This window comes from Stenotrophomonas bentonitica, assembly GCF_002887735.1.
GTDB classification, from domain to species: Bacteria; Pseudomonadota; Gammaproteobacteria; order Xanthomonadales; family Xanthomonadaceae; genus Stenotrophomonas; species Stenotrophomonas bentonitica_A.
On the sequence record NZ_PKQP01000001.1, the window covers coordinates 599511 to 619058 of the forward strand.

Consider the following 19548-nt stretch of genomic DNA (forward strand, 5'->3'; position numbering starts at 1 on the left):
CGTCCTGCGGTCTGCGGTCTGCGGTCTGCGGTCAGCTATAGGGACCGTCAGCGGACCAACGGTCCGCTGCTACCGGGAGCGTGCAGCACCCGCGCGATCGCCTCCACCAGCAGATCGCCGGTGACCGGCTTGCGCAGGAAGGCATCGAAGCCTGCGTCGCGGGCCTGCTGCTCGATCGATGGATCGGTGCGCGCCGTGACCGCGATCAGCGGCATCTCGAACCCTTGGCTGCGCAGATGCTCAGCCAATGCGATGCCGCCCAGCCCGGGCAGATCCAGATCCATCAGCACCACTTCGAACGGCGCCTCGCTGACCTCGCGCAGCGCCGACAACGCGTGCTCGGCATGCACCACCTGGTGGCCACGCGCCGACAGCAGGCCGCTGACCACCTCGGCCACGGTCAGATCGTCCTCCACCAGCAGGATGCGCAGTGGCGGCAACACCCACTGCTCGCCCTCGGCCGCACCCGGCACGCCGGTGGTTCCCTGCTCCAGGGGCAACGGCAGGGTCACCGTGAAACGCGTTCCCACGCCGAGCTGGCTCTGCACGCCGATCTGCCCCTGCATCGCCAGTGCCAGTTCGCGGCAGATCGCCAGGCCCAGCCCGCTGCCCCCGTACTGCGCGGCGGTGCGGGCGCCATCGGCCTGCTCGAAGCGGCGGAACAATCGCTCCTGCTGATCGGTGCTGATGCCCGGCCCGGTATCGGATACCTCGATGTGCAACCCGCGGCCGGCCGTGATCGCGCGCAACGTCAACCGTACTTCGCCGTGGCTGGTGAACTTGACGGCGTTGCCCAGCAGGTTCAGCAGGATCTGGCGCACGCGCAGCTCGTCACCGACCGTGCGGGTGCCGGCCGGCAAGGTGTTGTCGACCACGAACCGCAGCCCCTTCTGCCCGGCCAGCGCGGCCATCAACGCACAGACATCGTCGATCGGTCGCTGCAGCTGGAACGGCTGCGCCTGCAGTTCCAGGCGCCCCGACTCGATCCGGGCCAGGTCCAGCGCGTCGTTGACCAGATGCAGCAGGTGCTCGCCGGCGTGGCGGATCGACTCGGTATAGCCACGCTGCTTGGGGTTCAATGGCGAGGACAAGAGCAGCTCGCTCATGCCCAGCACCCCGGTCATCGGCGTGCGCACCTCATGGCCCAGGTTCGCGAGGAAACGGGTCTTGGCCGCCGAAGCCTGCTCGGCCAGTTCCTGCTTCTGCAGGGCCAGCTGGTACGCATGCCGGCGCTGCAGCCGGCGCCGGTACAACCAGGCGAACAGACTGAGCAGCAGCAACACGGCCGAGGTCAGCAGCAGCAGGCCCGACAGGCTCCGCCACCACGGCGGCAGCACCCGGAACTCCAGCACCTGCACCCGCGACCAGATGTGGTCGGCCGAGCGGGCCTGCACTTCCAGCCGGTAGCGGCCCGGCGGCAGGCGCGAGAACAGACGTTCGCCGCCGGGTCCCACTTCCACCCAATCCGGGTCGTAGCCGGCCAGCCGGTAACGGTAGTTGTTCGAGGTGGAATCGGCGAAGGACAGCAGCCGCGCGACGATCCGCAGGTCGCGGTCGCCGTCGGCGATGTCCAGCGGCACCGCATGGGTCAGGTCCAGGACACGCTCGCCACGGCGCACCTCGACCCGCTCGATCACCAGGGGCGCGCGTCGCGTCGCCGGCTTGACCTGTGCCGGATCGAACACCACCACGCCGGCCGGCGTGCCACCCACGATGCGACCACTCGGGGTCAGCGTCAGCGTGCGGCGGCGGAATTCCTGGCTGGGCAGGCCATCATGGACGCCGTACTGGCGCACGCTGCCGGCGTCCGGATCGACACGCACCAGGCCGCGTGCATTCGCTGCCCAGACCACCCCCTGCCGGTCCACCACCAGACCGGTGGCGGTGATCGCGGGGTAGCCGGCACTGCTGCCGATCACTTCCTGCAGGGTCAGCCGATCGCCCTGCCAGCCGTAGTGCGAGAGCTTGCCTTCCTCGGAAAGCCAGACACTGTCATCGCCGGCCAGCGCCATCGCATGCACGCTCGCCGCGGGGCCACCGGGCAGCGGCTCGAAACGCGCGCGCGCCGCGACCCACTGCAGCAGTCCCTGCCCGGTGGCCACCCACAGGCGGTCCTGGGGACCGCACCGGATATCGAGCGCGTTCTGGCCCGCGCTCAATCCAGCGTGGCCCAGCGCGATGCGATGCAGGACGCGCCCATCGAGATCGCGCTGCTGCAGCCCGGTGGCCGACGCTGTCCACAGGCGCTGCCCGTCGCACAGCGCCAATGATTCGATCGCGCCCTCCATCGTGGCGTCCACCGCCGCGTCGCTTCCCCAGCGCCGCATCCGCTTCTGCCGGGGGTCATAGCGCAGCAGCGCGTCCCAGGAGCCGATCCAGACCTGCCCTCGCGGATCCTCCAGCACCGACTGCAGCCATTGCGTGCCGTCCACCCAGGTCCGGTGCTGTTCGATTTTCCCGCTGACCGGGTCGAACTTGTCCAGGGCGCCGTGCGTGCCCACCGTCCACACACCGCCGTCGGCGGCCGCGCCCATGCCCAGCACATACGCATTGCGCAGCGAGGCCGGGTCATCTTCCAGGCGCGACAGCACCGAGAACTGCCACCATCGCGGCAGCAGATGCCACAGGCCGCCGTTGGTGCTGGCCAGCCAGATGCCGCCCTCGCGATCTTCGTAAGCGCCGGTCCAGTTCGGCCGCACCTGCCCGCGCGCGATCGCGCTGTACAGTGGCACCTGCTGGAACTGGCCGTCCATCGCACGGCCCAGGCCCGAGCGGGTGTCCAGCCAATACCCGCCCTGCTCGTCGCGCAACATCATGCCCAGGATCTGATCGCCATCGGCAACGACCCAGGGCGCCGGTTCGAAGCGGCCATCCGGGCGGCGCACCGCCACCCCGACATTGCTGCTGATCCACAGGCTGCCATCGGCCTCGGCGGTGAGGCCGTTGATGACGCGCGCCGACAACTGGGCACTGGGCACCGGTTCGAAATCGTGTCCGGTCCAGCGCGCCAGGCCGGCTTTGGATCCGATCCACAAGGTGCCATCCAGGGTGGTGGCCAGATTGCCGACCGATGCCGCCGGCAGGCTGCGCGGGTTGCCCGGCTCGGGCATGAAGCGGGTCAGCGTGCCATCACGCTCCAGCCGGTGCAGGCCGCCCTGGTAAGTGCCGAACCAGATCGCACCGTCCGGGGTGGACGCCACGCTCCAGATCGTGTTGCTGCCGATTTCCGGATGGCTGTCGCGATCGTAGAAGCGGATCTCGCGGCGATCGGCCGACATCATCGCCAGGCCGGCGTTCTCTGTACCGATCCACAGCTGATTACGCGCATCCACGTGGACGCTCCAGACGTGGTTGTCGCGCAGGCCGTCCTCGGCACGCCAGATGCGGTAGTTGCGGCCGTCGTAACGGGCCAGGCCATCATTGGTGGCAATCCACAGATAGCCGTAGCGATCCTCGGCCATGCGATTGACGGTGTTGGATGGCAGGCCATCGAACACGGTGAGCTGCCGCGGCGTCGGCGGTACCGGCTGGGCCGACGCAAGCGCCGGCCAGAGCACACACAGGCCGATCAGCAACGGCCACAGCACACGCAACACCAATGGCTCTCCCGGGTCTGTCCCTCGATTCACTGCCGTCGCCCGGAACGGGCCTGTCACCCCTGACCACCCCGGTCGTCGGGCAACGCCCCGCATAGTAAACCGTTCCCTGCGCCGGCACGATCCACGCGCGGCAAGGCGAGCCGTTGTATCGCCGCGTGCAGCACATCGCCCTGCAGCGGCTTGTGCACCACACCGTCCGCCCCTGCGGCGATGACCTGCATCTCCAGGTCCGGCTCCCGTCTCGCCGTGAGCACCAGTACCGGCAGGCGTTGGCCCTGCTGACGCAGCAGGCGCAGCAGTGACAGCCCGTCCATGCCCGGCAGGTCCAGGTCCAACAGCATCAGCTGGGTGCCGGGGCGGGCCAGCGCGGTCAGTGCCGCCAGCGCGTGCGCGGCATGCACGACGGTGTGACCGCGCAGCCGCAGCAGTGCGCCGACCACCTCGGCCACCAGCGGATCATCTTCCACCAGCATGACCTGAAGGGCATCGAGCGCATCGCCCTGCGGTGCGGTCGCGTGGGGCCCGATCGCCTGGCAGCCTTCCAGCGGGACACTCAGCATCCCCTGCCAACGATGGTCAGGCAACCGCGACACGCGCAGGTGCCCGTGCATCGCGCCGATCAGCACGTCGACATCGGCCAAGGCCTCGCGTACCTGCAACGGCGCTGGGGACGGACAGGCCCCCGGTTCGGCGAGCACATCCAGCAGCAGGCCACTGCGGCCCGGCCGCCAAGCGATGCGCAGGGTCAACCGGACAGCCCCGGTCTGCTCTGCCAACCCGCACGCGAGCAGTTCCACGGCTTGTCGCAACCGGTCCGGGTCGCCCACGGCGCTGGCACCGGGTTGCAATGGCGGGGCCAACACGAGGCGGCAGCCACCCGCCTCCAGACCCCCGGCCACGGCGGCATGTACCTCGTCCCACCACGGACCGATGGCAAAGCCCCGTGGATGCAGCATCACCTTGCCGGCCTGCAGCCTGGCCATCTCCAACGCCTCGTCCACCACCTGCAGCAATGCACGCCCGCCCTGCTGGATATGCAGCACCTGCTCGCGCGCGCCTGCGGGTAACGGCGTGGCCAACAGCAGTTCGCTCATGCCAAGCACGCCGGTGAGCGGTGTCCGGACTTCATGCCCCAGCGTGGCCATGTAGCGCGCCTTGGCCTGCGCGGCCTGCTCGGCACGTGCCTGGCGGCGCGTGGCCGCCCGCCAGGCGAGCGCGCGCTGCCGCCGCTGCCTCAGCGTCCACACCAGCAACGTGCCTGCACTGGCGGCGAGCAGCCACAGCAACGCCCACGCCCCGGGATGCGCCCAACCGTTGTAGGCCACGTGCAGGTGCACCTGCTGCAGGGCCGACCATTGCCCATCCACGTCACGTGCCTGGAATTCCAGTACATGCTCGCCGGCCGGCAGGCGGGGGAAGCCGCGCGCGCCGCGTCGCCCGGCGCGGACCCATTCGGGGTCTTCGCCCCGCAGCCGGAATCGATACCCGCTCACACCGTCGGGCCGGCCGCTCAGCAGGCGCGCCGACAACTGGATGTCGCGATCATCGGCGTTGAGCTGCAGTGGATCGGTGGAAGGCAGCTCGACCCAGCGCCGTTGTCGACGCACCTTCACCCGGTCGATCACCAGCGATGCCGGCGTCGTGGCGTCGACCATGCCCGCCGGATGCAATGCGAGCACATCGCCGTTGGCTTCCAGGGCGAGCAGATGCGCTCCGGCAGCAACCAGGCCAGTATCGAACACCATCAGCGGCAGGCCATCATCGGCGGTGTACAGCCGCGCACTGCCGCGCTCCGGGGCCAGGCGCACCACCCCGCGCGCCGTGGTGGCCCATAAGGCACCATCCGGGGCGTCGCTCAATCCGCGTGGCAACGCGGCCGGTACTCCCTGCGCCGCGTCAACCCGTTGGCTGTGAGGCGGGCGGCCGGGCGCATGCTGGTAGGCCGACCAGCCCTCCGCATCGGCTGCCCACAGCCACCCATCGGAGGCCAGATGCAGCGCGCCGATCTCCCGCCGGCCGCTGCCCGGCACCGGGAGAAAACGGCTGGCCGCCACGTGCCACTGTTTGAGACCCTCGCCGTCCCCCAACCATACCTCTCCGCCGGGGCTGCACTGGAGGGCGAACTCCGCCACGCCCGGGCGCAGGCCCGCCGCCGCGTAGGCAGCACTGGCCAGGACGCGGCCATCGCCCGCACGCTGCTCCACGCGGCCATTGCCGGCCAGCCACACGTGATCGCCACAGGCCAGCAACGCGGCCTGCGGCGACGTGCCCGGCGACACACTGGCCGCCCCCACCTGCCAGCGCTGCCGACGCCGGCGCAGCGGATCGATCCGGGTCAGCCACGGCGCCGCGAAGACCCACACCACGCCCTGCGGATCTTCAACCACCACGTGGCGATCTGCACGTGCTGGATCCTGTGCATAGGACCACCGCGCGGGGGAGAAGCCCTGCTCCGGCGAGAGACGGGCGAGCGTGCCGCCGCGTGCCCACCATGCGTGTGCGTCTGCCGCCGGGGCCAGGCTGCCTGCCGCACCGGCGATGGGTCCGGCCGGTGCGGCGAAACGCTCGAAGTGCCGCCACTGGGCGCCGAGTCGCCATACGCCCTGGCGGCTTCCCGACAACCAGACCCGCCCCTGCCGGTCCTCGAACGCCTGCCCGATGCGCGACACCTCGCGCCCGTGCGGCCGGGGCAGTTGGAGTGCGTGGTGGTTCCGGCCGTGCTGATCCTGCCACCACACCTGGTCGCCATCGCCGAACCAGTCCCCGCCACGCCGCGCCGCGCCGAGCCAACGGGCCGGTGTGCGATGCCCGGAAACGGGTTGCAAGGACGGCAGCTGCCGCACCCGCGAACCCTCGGCCGTGCTGGAATGCAACCGCCCCTGCGAATCCAGGCCGAGCGCGGTCACCGGCCGAGCGGAAGCGCCGAGCATCGCAGGCGTCTGGAACCGGTCGTGCTGCCACCTCGCCAGCCCGGCGGCACTGCCGATCCACAGGCCGCCGTGCGGATCGGACACGAGCCGCTCCACCCTTGCCGACGGCAAACCACCACCGCCAGCGGCCGGCAGGTGCTGACGCAGGAAGTGATCGCGGTCGAGCCGGAACAGACCGGCATCGCGGGTACCAAACCAGACGCTGCCATCGTCCATGGGTTGGATCGCCAGGATCGGGCTGGCCGCCACCGTGGGTACCGCCGGCCCCGCCCACCGGGCGAACTGCTGGCGGTCAGCGGAAAGACGCTGCAGATAACCGTTGCCGGTGCCGATCCATAGCTGGTCACGAGCATCGAGGGCCAGGCTGCGCACCACGTTGTCGGCCAGGCCGTGTTCCATGCGCCAGATCCGGAAACCGCTGCCGTCATAGCGCGCCAGGCCGTCGCCCGTCGCGAACCAGAGATAGCCCTTACGGTCCTCCACGATCTGATGCACCACGTTGGACGGCAATCCGTCGACGGTCGTCATCCGTACGCCATGGCTGGGCAGCGCCAGCACCGGAAACGCCTGCAGCAGCCAGACCAGCAGCCCCCACCGCCCCCATCGGCACCCGCGGTGCGGCGTGCCGCTCATGCGCTGCGCCGGCATCTGGCCAGTCCATCGCCCAACGCCGCCCGGCTCACGGGCAGGCGCAGGAACAGCTCGAAGCCGGCCGCGATCGCCTCGCGCTGCGCAGCGGCATCCGCACGCGCAGTCAGTGCTACCCGTGGCACCCCCGGCCACCGCCGCGACAGCCGTGCCCCCACGCGTTCGCCATCCACCCTAAGGGCGGGATCGACCACGATGACGTCCCAACCCGCACCGTCCGCGGCGGTGGGCGGCAGTGCATCCGCGCCGGGAAAGTGGGTGGGCAGATGGCCCAGGGAGGCCAGCATGGCCAGCAGCACCTCGGCAACGACCGCTGAGGGATACACCACCAGCACCCGCAGTGCGCCGGCCGCAGCCGGCCCCGGCAGCGCACACGCTGCAACGATGCCGGTGGGGAGCTCACCGCGCGGCAAGGGCAGCGCCACCTGGAAACAGGTGCCCTGGCCGGGAACGCTGGTCACGGTGATATCACCGCCCATGGCCACTGCCAGATCGCGTGAGATCGACAATCCCAGCCCACTGCCGCCGTAACGGGCCGCGGTCTGCGCGCCATCGGCCTGTTCAAAGCGCTGGAACAGGCGCTGGCACTGCGCCGGCGTCATGCCCGGCCCGGTATCGCACACCCGCAGCACGATCCCTTGGCCATCGTGTCCGCCGTGCGCTTCCAGCCGCACCGTTCCCTGCGCGGTGAACTTCAGCGCGTTGCCGAGCAGGTTGAGCAGGATCTGGCGCAGGCGACGCGCATCGCCGATGACGCACGCCGAGGCCGGCAGCGTGCTGTGCCACTCCAACGCAAGCGCCTTGCCCTGCGCCACCGGCAGCAGCAGCGCGTGCAGTGCTTCGATCATCCGCTGCAGCACGAATGGTGCCGGCTGCAACTGCAGTTCCCCTGATTCGATGCTGGCCAGATCCAGTGCGTCATCCATCAGCCGCAGCAGGTGCTCACCGGCATGGTGCAGGCTGTTGACCCGGCTGCGCTGGGAGGGCGGAAGCGGTGAGCGCAGCAGCAGTTCGCTCCATCCCAGCACCGCGGTCATCGGTACCCGGATGCGGGTCCCCAGCGTGGTCAGGAAACGGGTGCGCTGCACGGATGCGCGCTCGGCATGCCCCTGCCGGGCACGCAGCCAGCGCCAGCGGCGCTGCCGACCGCGGCGTACGTGGAAGCGCCATCCCCAGAGCCACACCGCACCCAGCCCCGCGGCCGCGGCGGCCCACCGGGCCGGCGGCGCCTGCCACCATGCCGGGACCACCTGCAATGTCACCCGGCGCACCGGCGACCACCGGCCGTTTCCCTGCCGGGCCTGCACCTCAAGCGTCTGCAGCCCCACCGGAAGTCGCTCGAACACGCGCAGGCCGGTGGCATCACTTTCCTCCCACTGGGCCTCGTGATCCTGCAGCCGGAAGCGATACTGCACGTGCGACGGCGCACCGCTGCTGAGCAGCCGCGCGGCAACGCGCACATGCCGATCAGCACCCGAGAGCGGCACCGGGCCGGCGCCGACCGGCAGCGTGATCTGCGCCTTGCCACGGCGAGCAGTGATCGCATGGATGACCAGGCCCGGGGCGCGCTCAGGGCCCGCGACACCGGCCGGATCAATCAGCAACAGCCCGCCTTCGCTGACCGCAGCGGCGAGCCGACCGTCGGCGGTGCGCACCAGCCCGTGCGGCAGCACGCCCTGCGCCGGCAGCCCCTCATCGCCGCCGAAGTGGCGCACGCCGCCGCCGTGCGGGTCGACCCGGACCAGGCCACGTGCATCGCCTGCCCACGCAACGCCCGCTGCGTCGACCACCAGTGCGCGTGCCAGCAGACGCGGATACCCGTGCGCAGGGCCGAAGCTGTGCGTCTTGCGCAGCTGCTGGCCATCCCAGCGGTAGCGCCGCAGTACCCCGAGGCTGCCGATCCAGTAGTGGCCATCCTCGCCGCGGGCGATCGCCCCCACTTCGCCGCGCGGCGCTCCCTCCACGACCGCGAAGCGTTCCTGCGCCGGCAGCCAGCGTTTGACGCCGCTGCGGTCGGTTGCCCACAGCCGGCCATCGTCATTGCACAGCAACTGGGGGCCATGGCTCGGCGGCACCAGCCCGAGGGTGTGCGGCGCGGCGGACAACTGCAGCACACCGTCGGCATCGCGTCGCTGGATGCGGTCGGCACGCCCGAGCCACAACGATCCATCGCTGCAGGCCTGCAGATCGACCCTCCCCGCGTCGCCGCCCACGCCCAGCAACCAGTGACGGCGGCCACCGCTGCCCGGCAGGTAGCGCGACAACGTATTGCCACTGGCCACCCATACCTGGCCGCGACGGTCTTCGGCGATGGCCACGGTGCCCGCACGCAGGTGATCGGGGCGGTAGTCGACGCCCAGGTCGCTGCGCCCGCTCACCGTGTCAACGCGCTGCAGGCGCCCGCGATCGCCGGCGATCCACACCCGCCTGCCATGGGAGGGCGCCAGGGCCAGCACGTGGTCGCCATCGAGTCCGGGCCAACCATCACGGGCGGCCGCCAGCAGCGTGAACTGGCGCCACCGCGCGGGCAGGTGCCACAGGCCCTCGCCGCGGCCGACCCACCACAGGCCGCCGACCCGGTCCTCCAGGACATGGCTGACCGCAGCCGTGCTCATCACGGCGCCGGCGTATCCACGCAGCGGCACCGGCTGCGGCGCCTGCCCGCGCGCGTGAAGTCGCAGTCCGCTTGCGCCGGCGCTCCAGAGGTCGCCCGCGGTACTGCGCAGCACCGGCATCGCCGTGCCCTCCGGCATCCGATGCAGCTCGCCATCGCGCCACCGGTGCACGCCCTGCGGTGTGTGCACCCACACCCCGCCGTCCGGATCGGGCCAGAGCACGTGCACGTCAACGTGCTGGTCATCGTGCAGCGGTACCTGGATGAAACGATGTTCCTCACGCCGCAGTGCCCCCGCCGGCGTCCCGATCCAGAGCCGTCCCTGGTGGTCGGTGACCAGGGCAGTTACGCGGCGCACGGGGGCGCCGTGCAGCTGCAACGGCACGCGTTGCCAGCGGCCGTCCGGCTGACGTGCGAACAGGCCGTCGTCGAGGGTGCCCACCCACACCACACCGTCGGGGGTGCTGGTGATCTGCATGACGCCGATGCGCGGCAGGACCACCGCGCCATTGCCCGGCACGCTCTGGATCTCGCGGCGATCAGCAGACAGCGTCAACAGGCCCTGCGAGGCGGTCGCCAGCCAGAGCTGGTCCTGCGCATCCAGATGCAGCGCGCGCACGTCCACATCCGGCAGCCCCTGCTCCCTTCGCCACGCGCTGAAACGATGACCATCAAAGCGCAGCAGTCCATCGTCGCTGGCGAACCACAGATAGCCGTCGCGGTCTTCCACGACCGCACGCAGCGCCGCAGTCGGCAACGCGTCTGCAGGGCCCAGCGGCCGGGGCCAGGGCGCCGTGACGGGATCGCCGGCCAGAACAGGGACCGGCAGCCAGAGCACGAGACCCAGCATCACCGCAGCCCAGCGATGGCCCATCGGTGCGGATCGGCCTCCCCCCACGCGTACCCCGACCGTCCTCTCCTGCATGAACAGCAAGGTATGCCAAAGCCACGCGAAGCGGGCTGGCAGGGTCTGGACCCGGTCACAGTCCGATCAATCAAATTTCAGATCAAAAAAGAAACTACGAGGCATGGCATTGATCGCACCGGTGCGCGCTGTGCTTCGGCTGATCAGTGTCGGGGCGACTTCCCGGCGCGCGCCTGCACGATCGCATCGATCAGCATGTCACCGGTCACCGGCTTGCGCAGGAAACCGTTGAATCCGGCCGCCAGCACCTGCTGCTCGGCGTAGGCATCCGAGCGTGCGGTCACCGCGATCAGGGGCAGCTCATAGCCCATCGCACGCAGTTGTCCCGCGATGGCGATGCCGTCCAGCGCCGGCAGGTCCAGGTCCAGCAGACCCACGTCGAAGCGGTCGGCCGCCACCTCGGACAACGCCGCCAGGCCGTGCAGCACGTGCACCACCTCGTGCCCGCGCGAGCGCAGCAGCCCGGCGATGACATCGGCCACGGTGGCATCGTCCTCGACCAGCAGGATGCGCAGCGGCGGCAGTTGCGTGCGCGTGTCATGGCCCGCCTCACGCGGCGTGCCGAGCGGCTGTACGGTCCAGGGCAACGGCAGCGATACGGTGAATCGGGCGCCATCGCCCAGCCGGCTGTCGATCTCGATCCGGCCACCCATCGCCACCGCCAGTTCCTGGCAGATCGCCAGGCCCAGGCCACTGCCACCGTAGCGCGATGCGGTCCGTGGGCCATCGGCCTGTTCAAAGCGATGGAACAACCGTCCTGCTGGTCCTGGTTGATGCCCGGCCCCGTATCGGAGACCTCGAAAATGATCGCGCGACCCTCCTCGCCCAGTTCGACCCCCAGGCCGACATGGCCATGCTCGGTGAACTTGATCGCATTGCCGAGCAGGTTCATCAGGATCTGCCGCACACGCATCTCATCGCCGCTGACCTGCACCGGACCGGGCAGGTTGAAGCTGCGTTCGAACGCCAGCCCACGGTGGTGGGCCATGGGTTCCATCAAGGCTTCCACCTGCTCCAGCAACGACATCAGATCGAACGGACGCAGATCCAGCTCCAGCCGCCCTGCCTCGATGCGGGCCAGATCCAGCGCGTCGTTGACCAGCCGCAGCAGATGTTTGCCGGCATGCTGGATCGAGCCGGCATACCCCCGCTGCACCTCATCCAGTGGGGTCGACAGCAGCAGTTCGCTCATGCCCAGCACGCCGGTCATCGGTGTGCGCACTTCGTGCCCCAGCGTGGCCAGGAAGCGGCTCTTGGCCTGTGACGCCTGCTCGGCCAACTGTTGTTTGTGCACCGTCAGCTGCCATTGCTGGCGACGGCGCAGGCGCGCACGTGCGACGTACGCCAGCGCGGCGATCCCGATCAGGCCCAGCAGCACATAGCCCACGATCGCCCAGCCACTGCGCCACCATGGCGGGCGCACCTCCAGGTCCAGCGTGCTGGGCGGCGTCCACGCGCCCTGCGGCGTCGCGGCCTGCACCTCGATGCGATAGTGCCCGGCGGGCAGGCGCGACAACAGGCGCTCGCCATCGGCCGCCTGCATCACCCAGTTCTGGTCATAGCCGGACACCCGGTAGCGGTAGCGGTTGCCATGCGGGTTGGCGAACGACAGCAGGCGCGCGGACACGATCAGGTCGCGGTCCTGCGGGCCCAGCACGATCGGTGCCTGCGGAGGCAGCATCTGCTGGCCCTCGGCATCGTCACGACGCACCTGCACGCTGTCGATCACCAGCTGCGATGGCGGCAGCACCATGTCCGCCGCGTCCGGATCGAAACCAACCAGCCCGGTCGCGGTCACTGCCAGCACCCGGCCGTCGCGTGTCTGCACGGGCGGGCGATTGCTGAACTCCACATCCGGCAGCCCATCGCGTTCGCCATACAAGCGCAGCCGACGCTCGGCGCCCTGCCAGCAGATCAACCCACGCGGGGTGGTTGCCCAGACCTGCCCGTGCCTGCCCAGCGCCAGCCCGCCCATCGACACAGCAGGCAGGCCCTGGGCAGCGCCGACACGTTCGCGCAGGCTCATGCTGAGCCCGTCCCAGCGGTACCGTTCCAGCGCGCCTTGGCGCGCCAGCCAGAGTTCATCCGGGCCGGTCCAGGCGGCATCGTAGATGCTGCCGCGGGAAATCCCGGGCACCTGTTCGAAACGGTCGTTGCGCCACCGCATCAGCCCCATCTGGTCGCCCATCACCCAGAGCTGCCCGCGCGGATCGAACACCATCTGCTCGACCGGATTTTCGGTCAGCCCGCGGTTCTGGTCGTTGCGGATCGTATCGAGCACGTTGCCGCGGGCGTCGCGGCGCTGGATGCCGAAGTTCATGATCGACAGCCACAGCTCGCCATCCGGTGCCTGCCGGATCAGATCGATGCGCTGGCGTACATCGGCGCCACCGCCGATCTTCCATTCGCGCAGTGTGCCGGTGGCCGGCTGGTACAGATTCAGACGGCCCGCGCGACCGATCCACACGGCGCCGTCCTCGCGGGGCAACAGCGACCACGCCGCGCCCACCCCGATCTGTTTGTCGTCGGCGATCTGGCGCAGCTGCCCCTGCACATCGAGACGGTAGAGCCCGTGCGCGCCGGAAATGTAGAAGTCGTCCCCCGCCGCTGCCGCGCCCAGCAGGTACACACTGTCCAACGGCTTGCCGTCAAGCTGGTACCAGCTGGAGAAACGCTTCCAGTCCGGTGGGAGGTAGGCCAGTCCCTGGGTCAGCATCGCCACCCACAGGCCGCCTTCATGATCCTGCAGCATGTCCAGCACGCCACTGCGCGCGGTCAGGAAGCCACTGCCGGCATCACCGGCGAGCAGCCGCGCGGTGCTGGCATCGCCGCGGTACAGACCATCGGCCGTGCCCAGCCAATAGCCGCCGTTGCGGTCGTGGATCACCGTGGCTGCACGTACATCGGCGCTGAGCTTCCAGGGCGCCGGACGGGCCTGGTCATCGGCACCGATCTCGAACAGCCCGCCTTCGGTGCCCGCCCAGACCGTGCCATCGGGCTCGCGGGTCAGGCGGAACACACTCTTTCCGCCCAGCAGGTCCGGCGCGATCCGGGTGAAACCGTCGCCATCCCAGCGGGCGACACCGTTGGAGGTCCCCACCCAGACCCGCCCCTGCGGATCGGCCAACAGGGTGTAGATGGTGTTGTCGGGCAGACTGCGCGGATCGCTCGGGTCGGCCTGGTACCTGACCAGCGCCCCGTCTTCGCTGCGCCGGCATATGCCGTGCTGGTTGGTGCCGATCCACAGCGACTGCGCGGCATAGGCCAGCGACCAGAACTGGCCCTCGCACGCCTCGCTCAGGGCGGTAAAGCGGGTGAACGCCGTCCTGTCCGGACCCAGCATGCCCAGGCCAGCGCCATTGCTGCCCACCCAGACGCGGTCCAGCGGATCGATCAGCAGCGTTTCCACCTCGTTGCCGGGAAGCGAGCCGGGGTCGGCCGGATCATTGCGCCAGACCCGCAGGCCGACGCCGTCCACGCGGGCCAGGCCGTCATCGGTCCCGGCCCAGATGTAGCCCTGGCGATCCTGGGCCAGGGCCAGCACCATGCGCGACGGCATGCCCTCGGCCGCGCCCAAGCGGCGCAAGCGTGGCGTTTCCGCCGATATCCCTGCGGCTTCCAACACTGACGGCACTGCGCACAACCACAGCCCCAACAGCACGATGCCTGCACCCCAGCGGCGCGTGCTCATCGATCCGGTCTCCCTGTTGGTGCGGATTGTCACACAGCGATCAGGACGGTGTCCGCATTCCGGGCCGACGGCCGTGGATGGAACGGGCTGTTTCCGTCCTGCACAGGGAACACGGCACGGGCGCCCCGTGCTGTTGTCGGCCGCACCACGATCTGTTGCAGCCATGACGCTGCATCCCATGACACGGCTGTGCGTATGATCGCCCCAGACCCTCATGGAGCCAGCGCCTTGCTCAAGCGCCTGACCCTTTCGCTGCTGTTGTCGGCCCTGCCGCTGCTCGCCATCGCCGCCCCCGACAGCTACCGCCTCGACCCGGTGCATACCCGCGTGCTGTTCGCGGTGGAGCATGCCGGCTTCTCCCACGCACTGGGCACCGTGTCCGGCAGCGAAGGCGTGCTGGTGTTCGACCCGGACGACTGGCGCACGGCACGCCTGGAGGTCAGCGTGCCGATCCAGCGCCTGGACCTGGGCGATGACAAATGGAACAAGGCCACGCTGGCGCGCAACCTGCTCGACGGTGAGCGTTTCCCGCAAGCGCGGTTCGTCTCGACCCGGGTCGAACCGATCGATCCCACCCACGCCAACGTGATCGGCCAGCTCACCGTGCGCGGGGTGACCCGCGAGGTCACGCTGGCGGTCACCCTCAACGCGCTCAAGCGTCATCCGCTGCCGCCGTTCCGCCGCACCGCCGGCTTCTCGGCCACCGCCACACTCAGCCGCAGTGCCTTCGGCGTGGATGGCTGGGCCTCGATGATCGGCGATGAGGTGCAGCTGCGGATCGAAGCGGAGGCCGTGCGCGATCGCAGCGCGAGCGACCCGGGCGATCCTGCCCCTGCCGATGTGCCGGGAACTCCGGCCCGGCCGATCGACTCAGATACCCCACAGCCGGTCCAGGAGACCACGCCATGACCGCCAAGAACACCCCGACCCGCTGGGGCGGCGTCAGCCAGACCCTGCACTGGCTCATCGCCGTACTGATCCTCGCCCTGGGCATCGTCGGGCTGACCATGGGCGAGCTGCCCAAAACCCCGAAGTACTTCTGGGTCTACACCATGCACAAATCGATCGGCATCACCGTGCTGGCGCTGGTGGTGACCCGGCTGCTGTGGCGGCTGTACGCCGGCGCCCCGCAACCGGTGCCGGGCACGCCAACCTGGCAGGAACGCATCGCCTCGGCCACGCACTGGCTGCTGTACGTGCTGATGTTCGCCATTCCGCTGTCAGGCTGGCTGTACGACTCCGCCAGCGGCCTGCGCCCGTTCCGTTGGTTCGGCCTGGTCGATGTGCCCAAACTCAGCCCGCCCGATGAACGTGTCACCCAGATCTCCCACGCCATTCACGAGTGGGGCTTCTGGCTGCTGATCGCGGTGGTCGTGGCCCATGCCAGTGCTGCGCTTTACCACCATTTTTACCAACGCGATGCCACGCTTGCGCGCATGCTCCCGCAGCGCTGGCTTGCCTCCCCCCAGAAGGATTGACCATGAACATCAAGCTCACCTCTCCCGCCGCGGTCGCCGCCGCCCTGGCTGGCCTGCTGGCCACCGCCCCGGTGCTGGCCGCCGATTACGTGCAGGCGCCCGGCTCGGTGCTGGCCTTTGCCACCAAGTACGACGGTGAAGTGTTTACCGGCACCTTCCCCGGCTTCGACACCAGGATCAGCTTCGATCCGGCCAAGCTGGACGATGCCAAGCTGGAAGTGACCATTCCGCTGGCCAGCGCCAAGAGTGGCAACAGCGACCGCGACTCGACCCTGCAGGGCGCGGACTTCTTCAACGTGGGCAAGTTCGCCCAGGCCAAGTACAGCGCCACCAAGTTCCGTTCGCTGGGCAACAACCAGTACGCCGCAGACGGCACCCTGGAGCTGCGCGGCGTGAGCAAGCCGGTCACGCTCACCTTCACCTGGACCCCGGGCGCGCAGCCGGTGCTGGCCGGCAAGGCGACGGTCAAGCGCCTGGACTTCGGTGTGGGCGGCGGCGACTGGGCCGACACCAAGACCATCCCGAACGAGACTGCGATCAGCACCAAGGTCGTACTGAAAGCAAAATAAGCCGCGCCGGCTACAGGTAGAGCCGACCGTTGGTCGGCTGCCGCAACGATGATCCCCCGGGCGGCCGACCAACGGTCGGCTCTACCGGATCCAGGCGTCTACCGCCGCCACATCGAACGGCCAGTCCAGCTCGCGGCCCCGCGCATCGCGCAACACCGGCACCCTCAGCCCGTAGCGGGCCTCCAGCGCGGGGGCGTCATCGATGAACACACTGTCCAGATCGGCCACCCGGGCCTGCGCCAGCACCGCCAGGGCCTGGTCGCACAAATGGCAGTCATCACGCTGGAACAAGGTAAACACCGGGCCACCCACCTTGGGAAATGTTGCGCCGCACTCAAGGCTGGCGCCTGCGACAGCATAGAATAGCGCTCCATCCGATACCCGCAGTTTGGCAATCATGGCTGTCAGCACGTTCGACGTTTTCAAGATCGGCATTGGCCCGAGTTCTTCGCACACCGTAGGACCGATGAAGGCTGCCGAACGTTTCGTGCACCGCTGGCTGCTCGATCCGGGCCATCTGCAGGACGTGGTGCGCATCCGCGCCGACGTCTATGGCTCGCTGGCCCTGACCGGCCGTGGCCATGGCACCGACAAGGCCGTGCTGCTCGGGCTGGAAGGCCAGCGCCCGAACCTGATCGATCCGGACATCATCCCCGAAACGCTGGACCGTATCCGCAGCAGCAAGCGCATCCGCCTGATGGGCCAGCACGAGATCGCCTTCGACGAGAAGCGCGACCTGGGCCTGAACAAGCGCCAGAAGCTGCCGTACCACACCAACGGCATGCGCTTCACGGCCTACGGTGCGGACGAGCAGGTGATCGCCACGCGCGATTACTACTCCGTCGGCGGTGGTTTCGTGGTCAACCAGGATGACGCGGCCGATGACCGCATCGTGCCCGATGAAACCCCGCTCCCCTACCCGTTCAAGAGCGGCGATGAGCTGCTCGCGCAGACCGCCCGCAGTGGCCTGAGCATCGCCCAGATGATGTTCGAGAACGAGAAGTGCTGGCGTTCCGAAGACGAGATCCGCGAGAGCCTGCGTGAAATCTGGGGGGCCATGCAGGCCTGCGTGGCACGCGGCATCCGCCAGGAAGGCACCCTGCCCGGCGGCCTGCATGTCTCCCGCCGCGCACCGGCGCTGTACCGCGAGCTGTCCTCCAAGCCCGAAGCGGCGATGCGCGACCCGTTGACCACCCTGGACTGGGTCAACCTGTACGCGCTGGCAGTGAACGAAGAAAACGCCGCCGGTGGCCGCGTGGTCACCGCCCCGACCAACGGCGCCGCCGGCGTGCTGCCGGCCGTGCTGCATTACTTCGACCGCTTCTGCCCCGGTGCCAACGAACAACGCGTGTTCGATTTCCTGCTGACCTCGGCGGCGATCGGCATCCTGTACAAGGAAAACGCCTCGATCTCCGGTGCCGAAGTAGGCTGCCAGGGTGAAGTGGGCGTGGCCTGCTCGATGGCCGCCGGCGGCCTGGTCGCCGCGCTCGGCGGCAACCCGAGCCAGATCGAGAATGCCGCCGAGATCGGCATGGAACACAACCTCGGCCTGACCTGCGATCCAATCGGTGGCCTGGTGCAGATCCCCTGCATCGAACGCAACGCGATGGGCGCGGTCAAGGCGATCAACGCCTCGCGCATGGCGATGCGCGGCGATGGCAAGCACAAGGTCTCGCTGGACAAGGTCATCAAGACCATGCGCGACACCGGCCGCGACATGCAGGACAAGTACAAGGAAACCAGCCGCGGCGGGCTGGCGGTCAACGTCATCGAGTGCTGATCCACCGCCCCCGGCAGTAGAGCCGACCGTTGGTCGGCTGCTCCCGGTGGCCTCATCGGCACGCCCGCATACCGCCCGGATGTTCGGCACCCCTGCACATCGCTCGGATGTAGAGCCGACCGTTGGTCGGCTGCTCCCGGTGGCATCGTCGGCACCCCTGCACGGCCACTCCCGTACAGTCAGGACTTCCCCCGATGGAGACCGCCATGCGCATCCTGGCCGCCGCCCTGCTCGCCTGCCTGCCGCTGACCACCCTCGCCGCCGATACCTACGGCCCGCGGCTGGAAGGCTTCGACTACCCCTATCCGGTCAAGATCTTCCGGTTCGAGTCCCAGCGCCAGCCGCTGGAGATGGCGTACATCGACGTGCCCGCCGGCGGCAAAGGGTTCGCCGGTACGGTCGTGCTGCTGCATGGGAAGAACTTCTGCGCGGCCACCTGGAAGGACACCATCGCCGCACTGAGCGCGGCCGGCTACCGGGTGATCGCCCCGGACCAGATCGGCTTCTGCAAATCGAGTAAGCCCGAACGCTACCAGTACTCGTTCGGCCAGCTGGCCGCCAATACCGAAGCGCTGCTGGAGCATCTGGGCTACGGCGAGGGCAAGCTGCACATCGTCGGCCATTCAATGGGCGGCATGTTGGCGGCACGCTTCGCGTTGATGTATCCCCAGCGCGCGCTCAGCCTGTCACTGGTCAACCCGATCGGACTGGAAGACTGGAAGGCCAAGGGCGTGCCGTGGCGCAGTATCGATGCCTGGTACGCAGGCGAGCTGAAGACCAGCTTCGACAGCATCAGGAAGTACCAGCTCGACGTTTATTACAACGGGCAGTGGAAGCCCGAGTACGAGCAGTGGGTGCGCATGCAGTCGCGCATGTACGACGGCCCCGGCAAACAGGCAGTGGCGTGGAGCCAGGCGCTTACCTCGGACATGGTGTTCAACCAGCCCGTCGTCTATGAACTGCCGAAACTCACGGTCCCGACCACCTTGTTCATCGGCCAGACCGACCGCACCGCGATCGGCCGTGACCTGGCGCCGCCCGCCCTGAAAGCGACGCTGGGCAACTACCCTGCGCTGGGCAAGGCGGCGGCCGCGGCGATTCCCGGCGCCACCCTGGTGAGCTTCGAGGACCTGGGCCACTCGCCGCAGGTGCAGGACCCTGCGCGATTCAATGCGGCACTGCTGAAGGCAATCTCACCACACGACTGACCTGCCCACCACCCCGGTACTGCCACGCCATGCGTGGCAGCAGCCGTCCTCACCATTATCCGCCGACGCAGCCAACCACCCTGGCGCTACCGCGTGCCTTGGGGGG

General features: G+C 69.2%; 9 protein-coding genes and 1 pseudogene. 5 read left to right on the forward strand and 5 right to left on the reverse strand.

What is annotated here, in order from left to right:
- Positions 1-47 precede the first annotated feature (47 nt).
- From C0R07_RS02700 to C0R07_RS02715, 4 genes and pseudogenes are all read right to left on the reverse strand, one after another.
- Positions 48-3599, reverse strand: a complete 3552-nt coding sequence (locus C0R07_RS02700) for a sensor histidine kinase (RefSeq protein WP_102788128.1) — start codon at positions 3597-3599, stop codon at positions 48-50.
- Between the two features lie 53 nt (positions 3600-3652).
- A complete protein-coding gene (locus tag C0R07_RS02705) occupies positions 3653-7177 on the reverse strand; it encodes a response regulator (protein ID WP_102788129.1) in 3525 nt (1174 codons plus the stop codon).
- On the reverse strand, positions 7159-10665 hold the full coding sequence (locus tag C0R07_RS02710; RefSeq protein ID WP_102788130.1) for a sensor histidine kinase: 3507 nt from the start codon (positions 10663-10665) through the stop codon (positions 7159-7161). Before C0R07_RS02710 ends, C0R07_RS02705 begins: the two co-directional genes overlap by 19 nt.
- Positions 10666-10859: 194 nt before the next feature.
- A pseudogene (locus C0R07_RS02715) lies at positions 10860-14407 on the reverse strand (ATP-binding protein).
- A 195-nt stretch (positions 14408-14602) separates the two neighbouring features.
- Between C0R07_RS02715 and C0R07_RS02720 the strand changes: the two are divergent.
- From C0R07_RS02720 to C0R07_RS02730, 3 genes are read left to right on the forward strand one after another with little or no spacing between them, the layout of a single operon-like run.
- Positions 14603-15316 (forward strand): YceI family protein, encoded by a 714-nt coding sequence (locus C0R07_RS02720; protein WP_254427761.1) that lies wholly within the window; start codon positions 14603-14605, stop codon positions 15314-15316.
- A complete protein-coding gene (locus C0R07_RS02725) occupies positions 15313-15885 on the forward strand; it encodes a cytochrome b (protein ID WP_019186060.1) in 573 nt (190 codons plus the stop codon). The genes C0R07_RS02720 and C0R07_RS02725 overlap by 4 nt, the downstream gene beginning before the upstream one ends.
- Before the next feature lie 2 nt (positions 15886-15887).
- On the forward strand, positions 15888-16454 hold the full coding sequence (locus C0R07_RS02730) for a YceI family protein (protein WP_019186059.1): 567 nt from the start codon (positions 15888-15890) through the stop codon (positions 16452-16454).
- An 81-nt stretch (positions 16455-16535) separates the two neighbouring features.
- Here C0R07_RS02730 and C0R07_RS02735 read toward each other — a convergent pair whose 3' ends face one another.
- On the reverse strand, positions 16536-16754 hold the full coding sequence (locus C0R07_RS02735) for a glutaredoxin family protein (RefSeq protein ID WP_070471416.1): 219 nt from the start codon (positions 16752-16754) through the stop codon (positions 16536-16538).
- A 97-nt stretch (positions 16755-16851) separates the two neighbouring features.
- Here C0R07_RS02735 and C0R07_RS02740 point away from each other — a divergent pair, with 97 nt between their 5' ends.
- A complete protein-coding gene (locus tag C0R07_RS02740) occupies positions 16852-18234 on the forward strand; it encodes an L-serine ammonia-lyase (RefSeq protein WP_070471345.1) in 1383 nt (460 codons plus the stop codon).
- Positions 18235-18440: 206 nt separating this feature from the next.
- Positions 18441-19442 carry an alpha/beta fold hydrolase gene (locus tag C0R07_RS02745; RefSeq protein WP_070471414.1) on the forward strand — a complete coding sequence of 334 codons (1002 nt, stop codon included), beginning with the start codon at positions 18441-18443 and terminating at the stop codon, positions 19440-19442.
- The last annotated feature ends 106 nt before the right edge of the window (positions 19443-19548 follow it).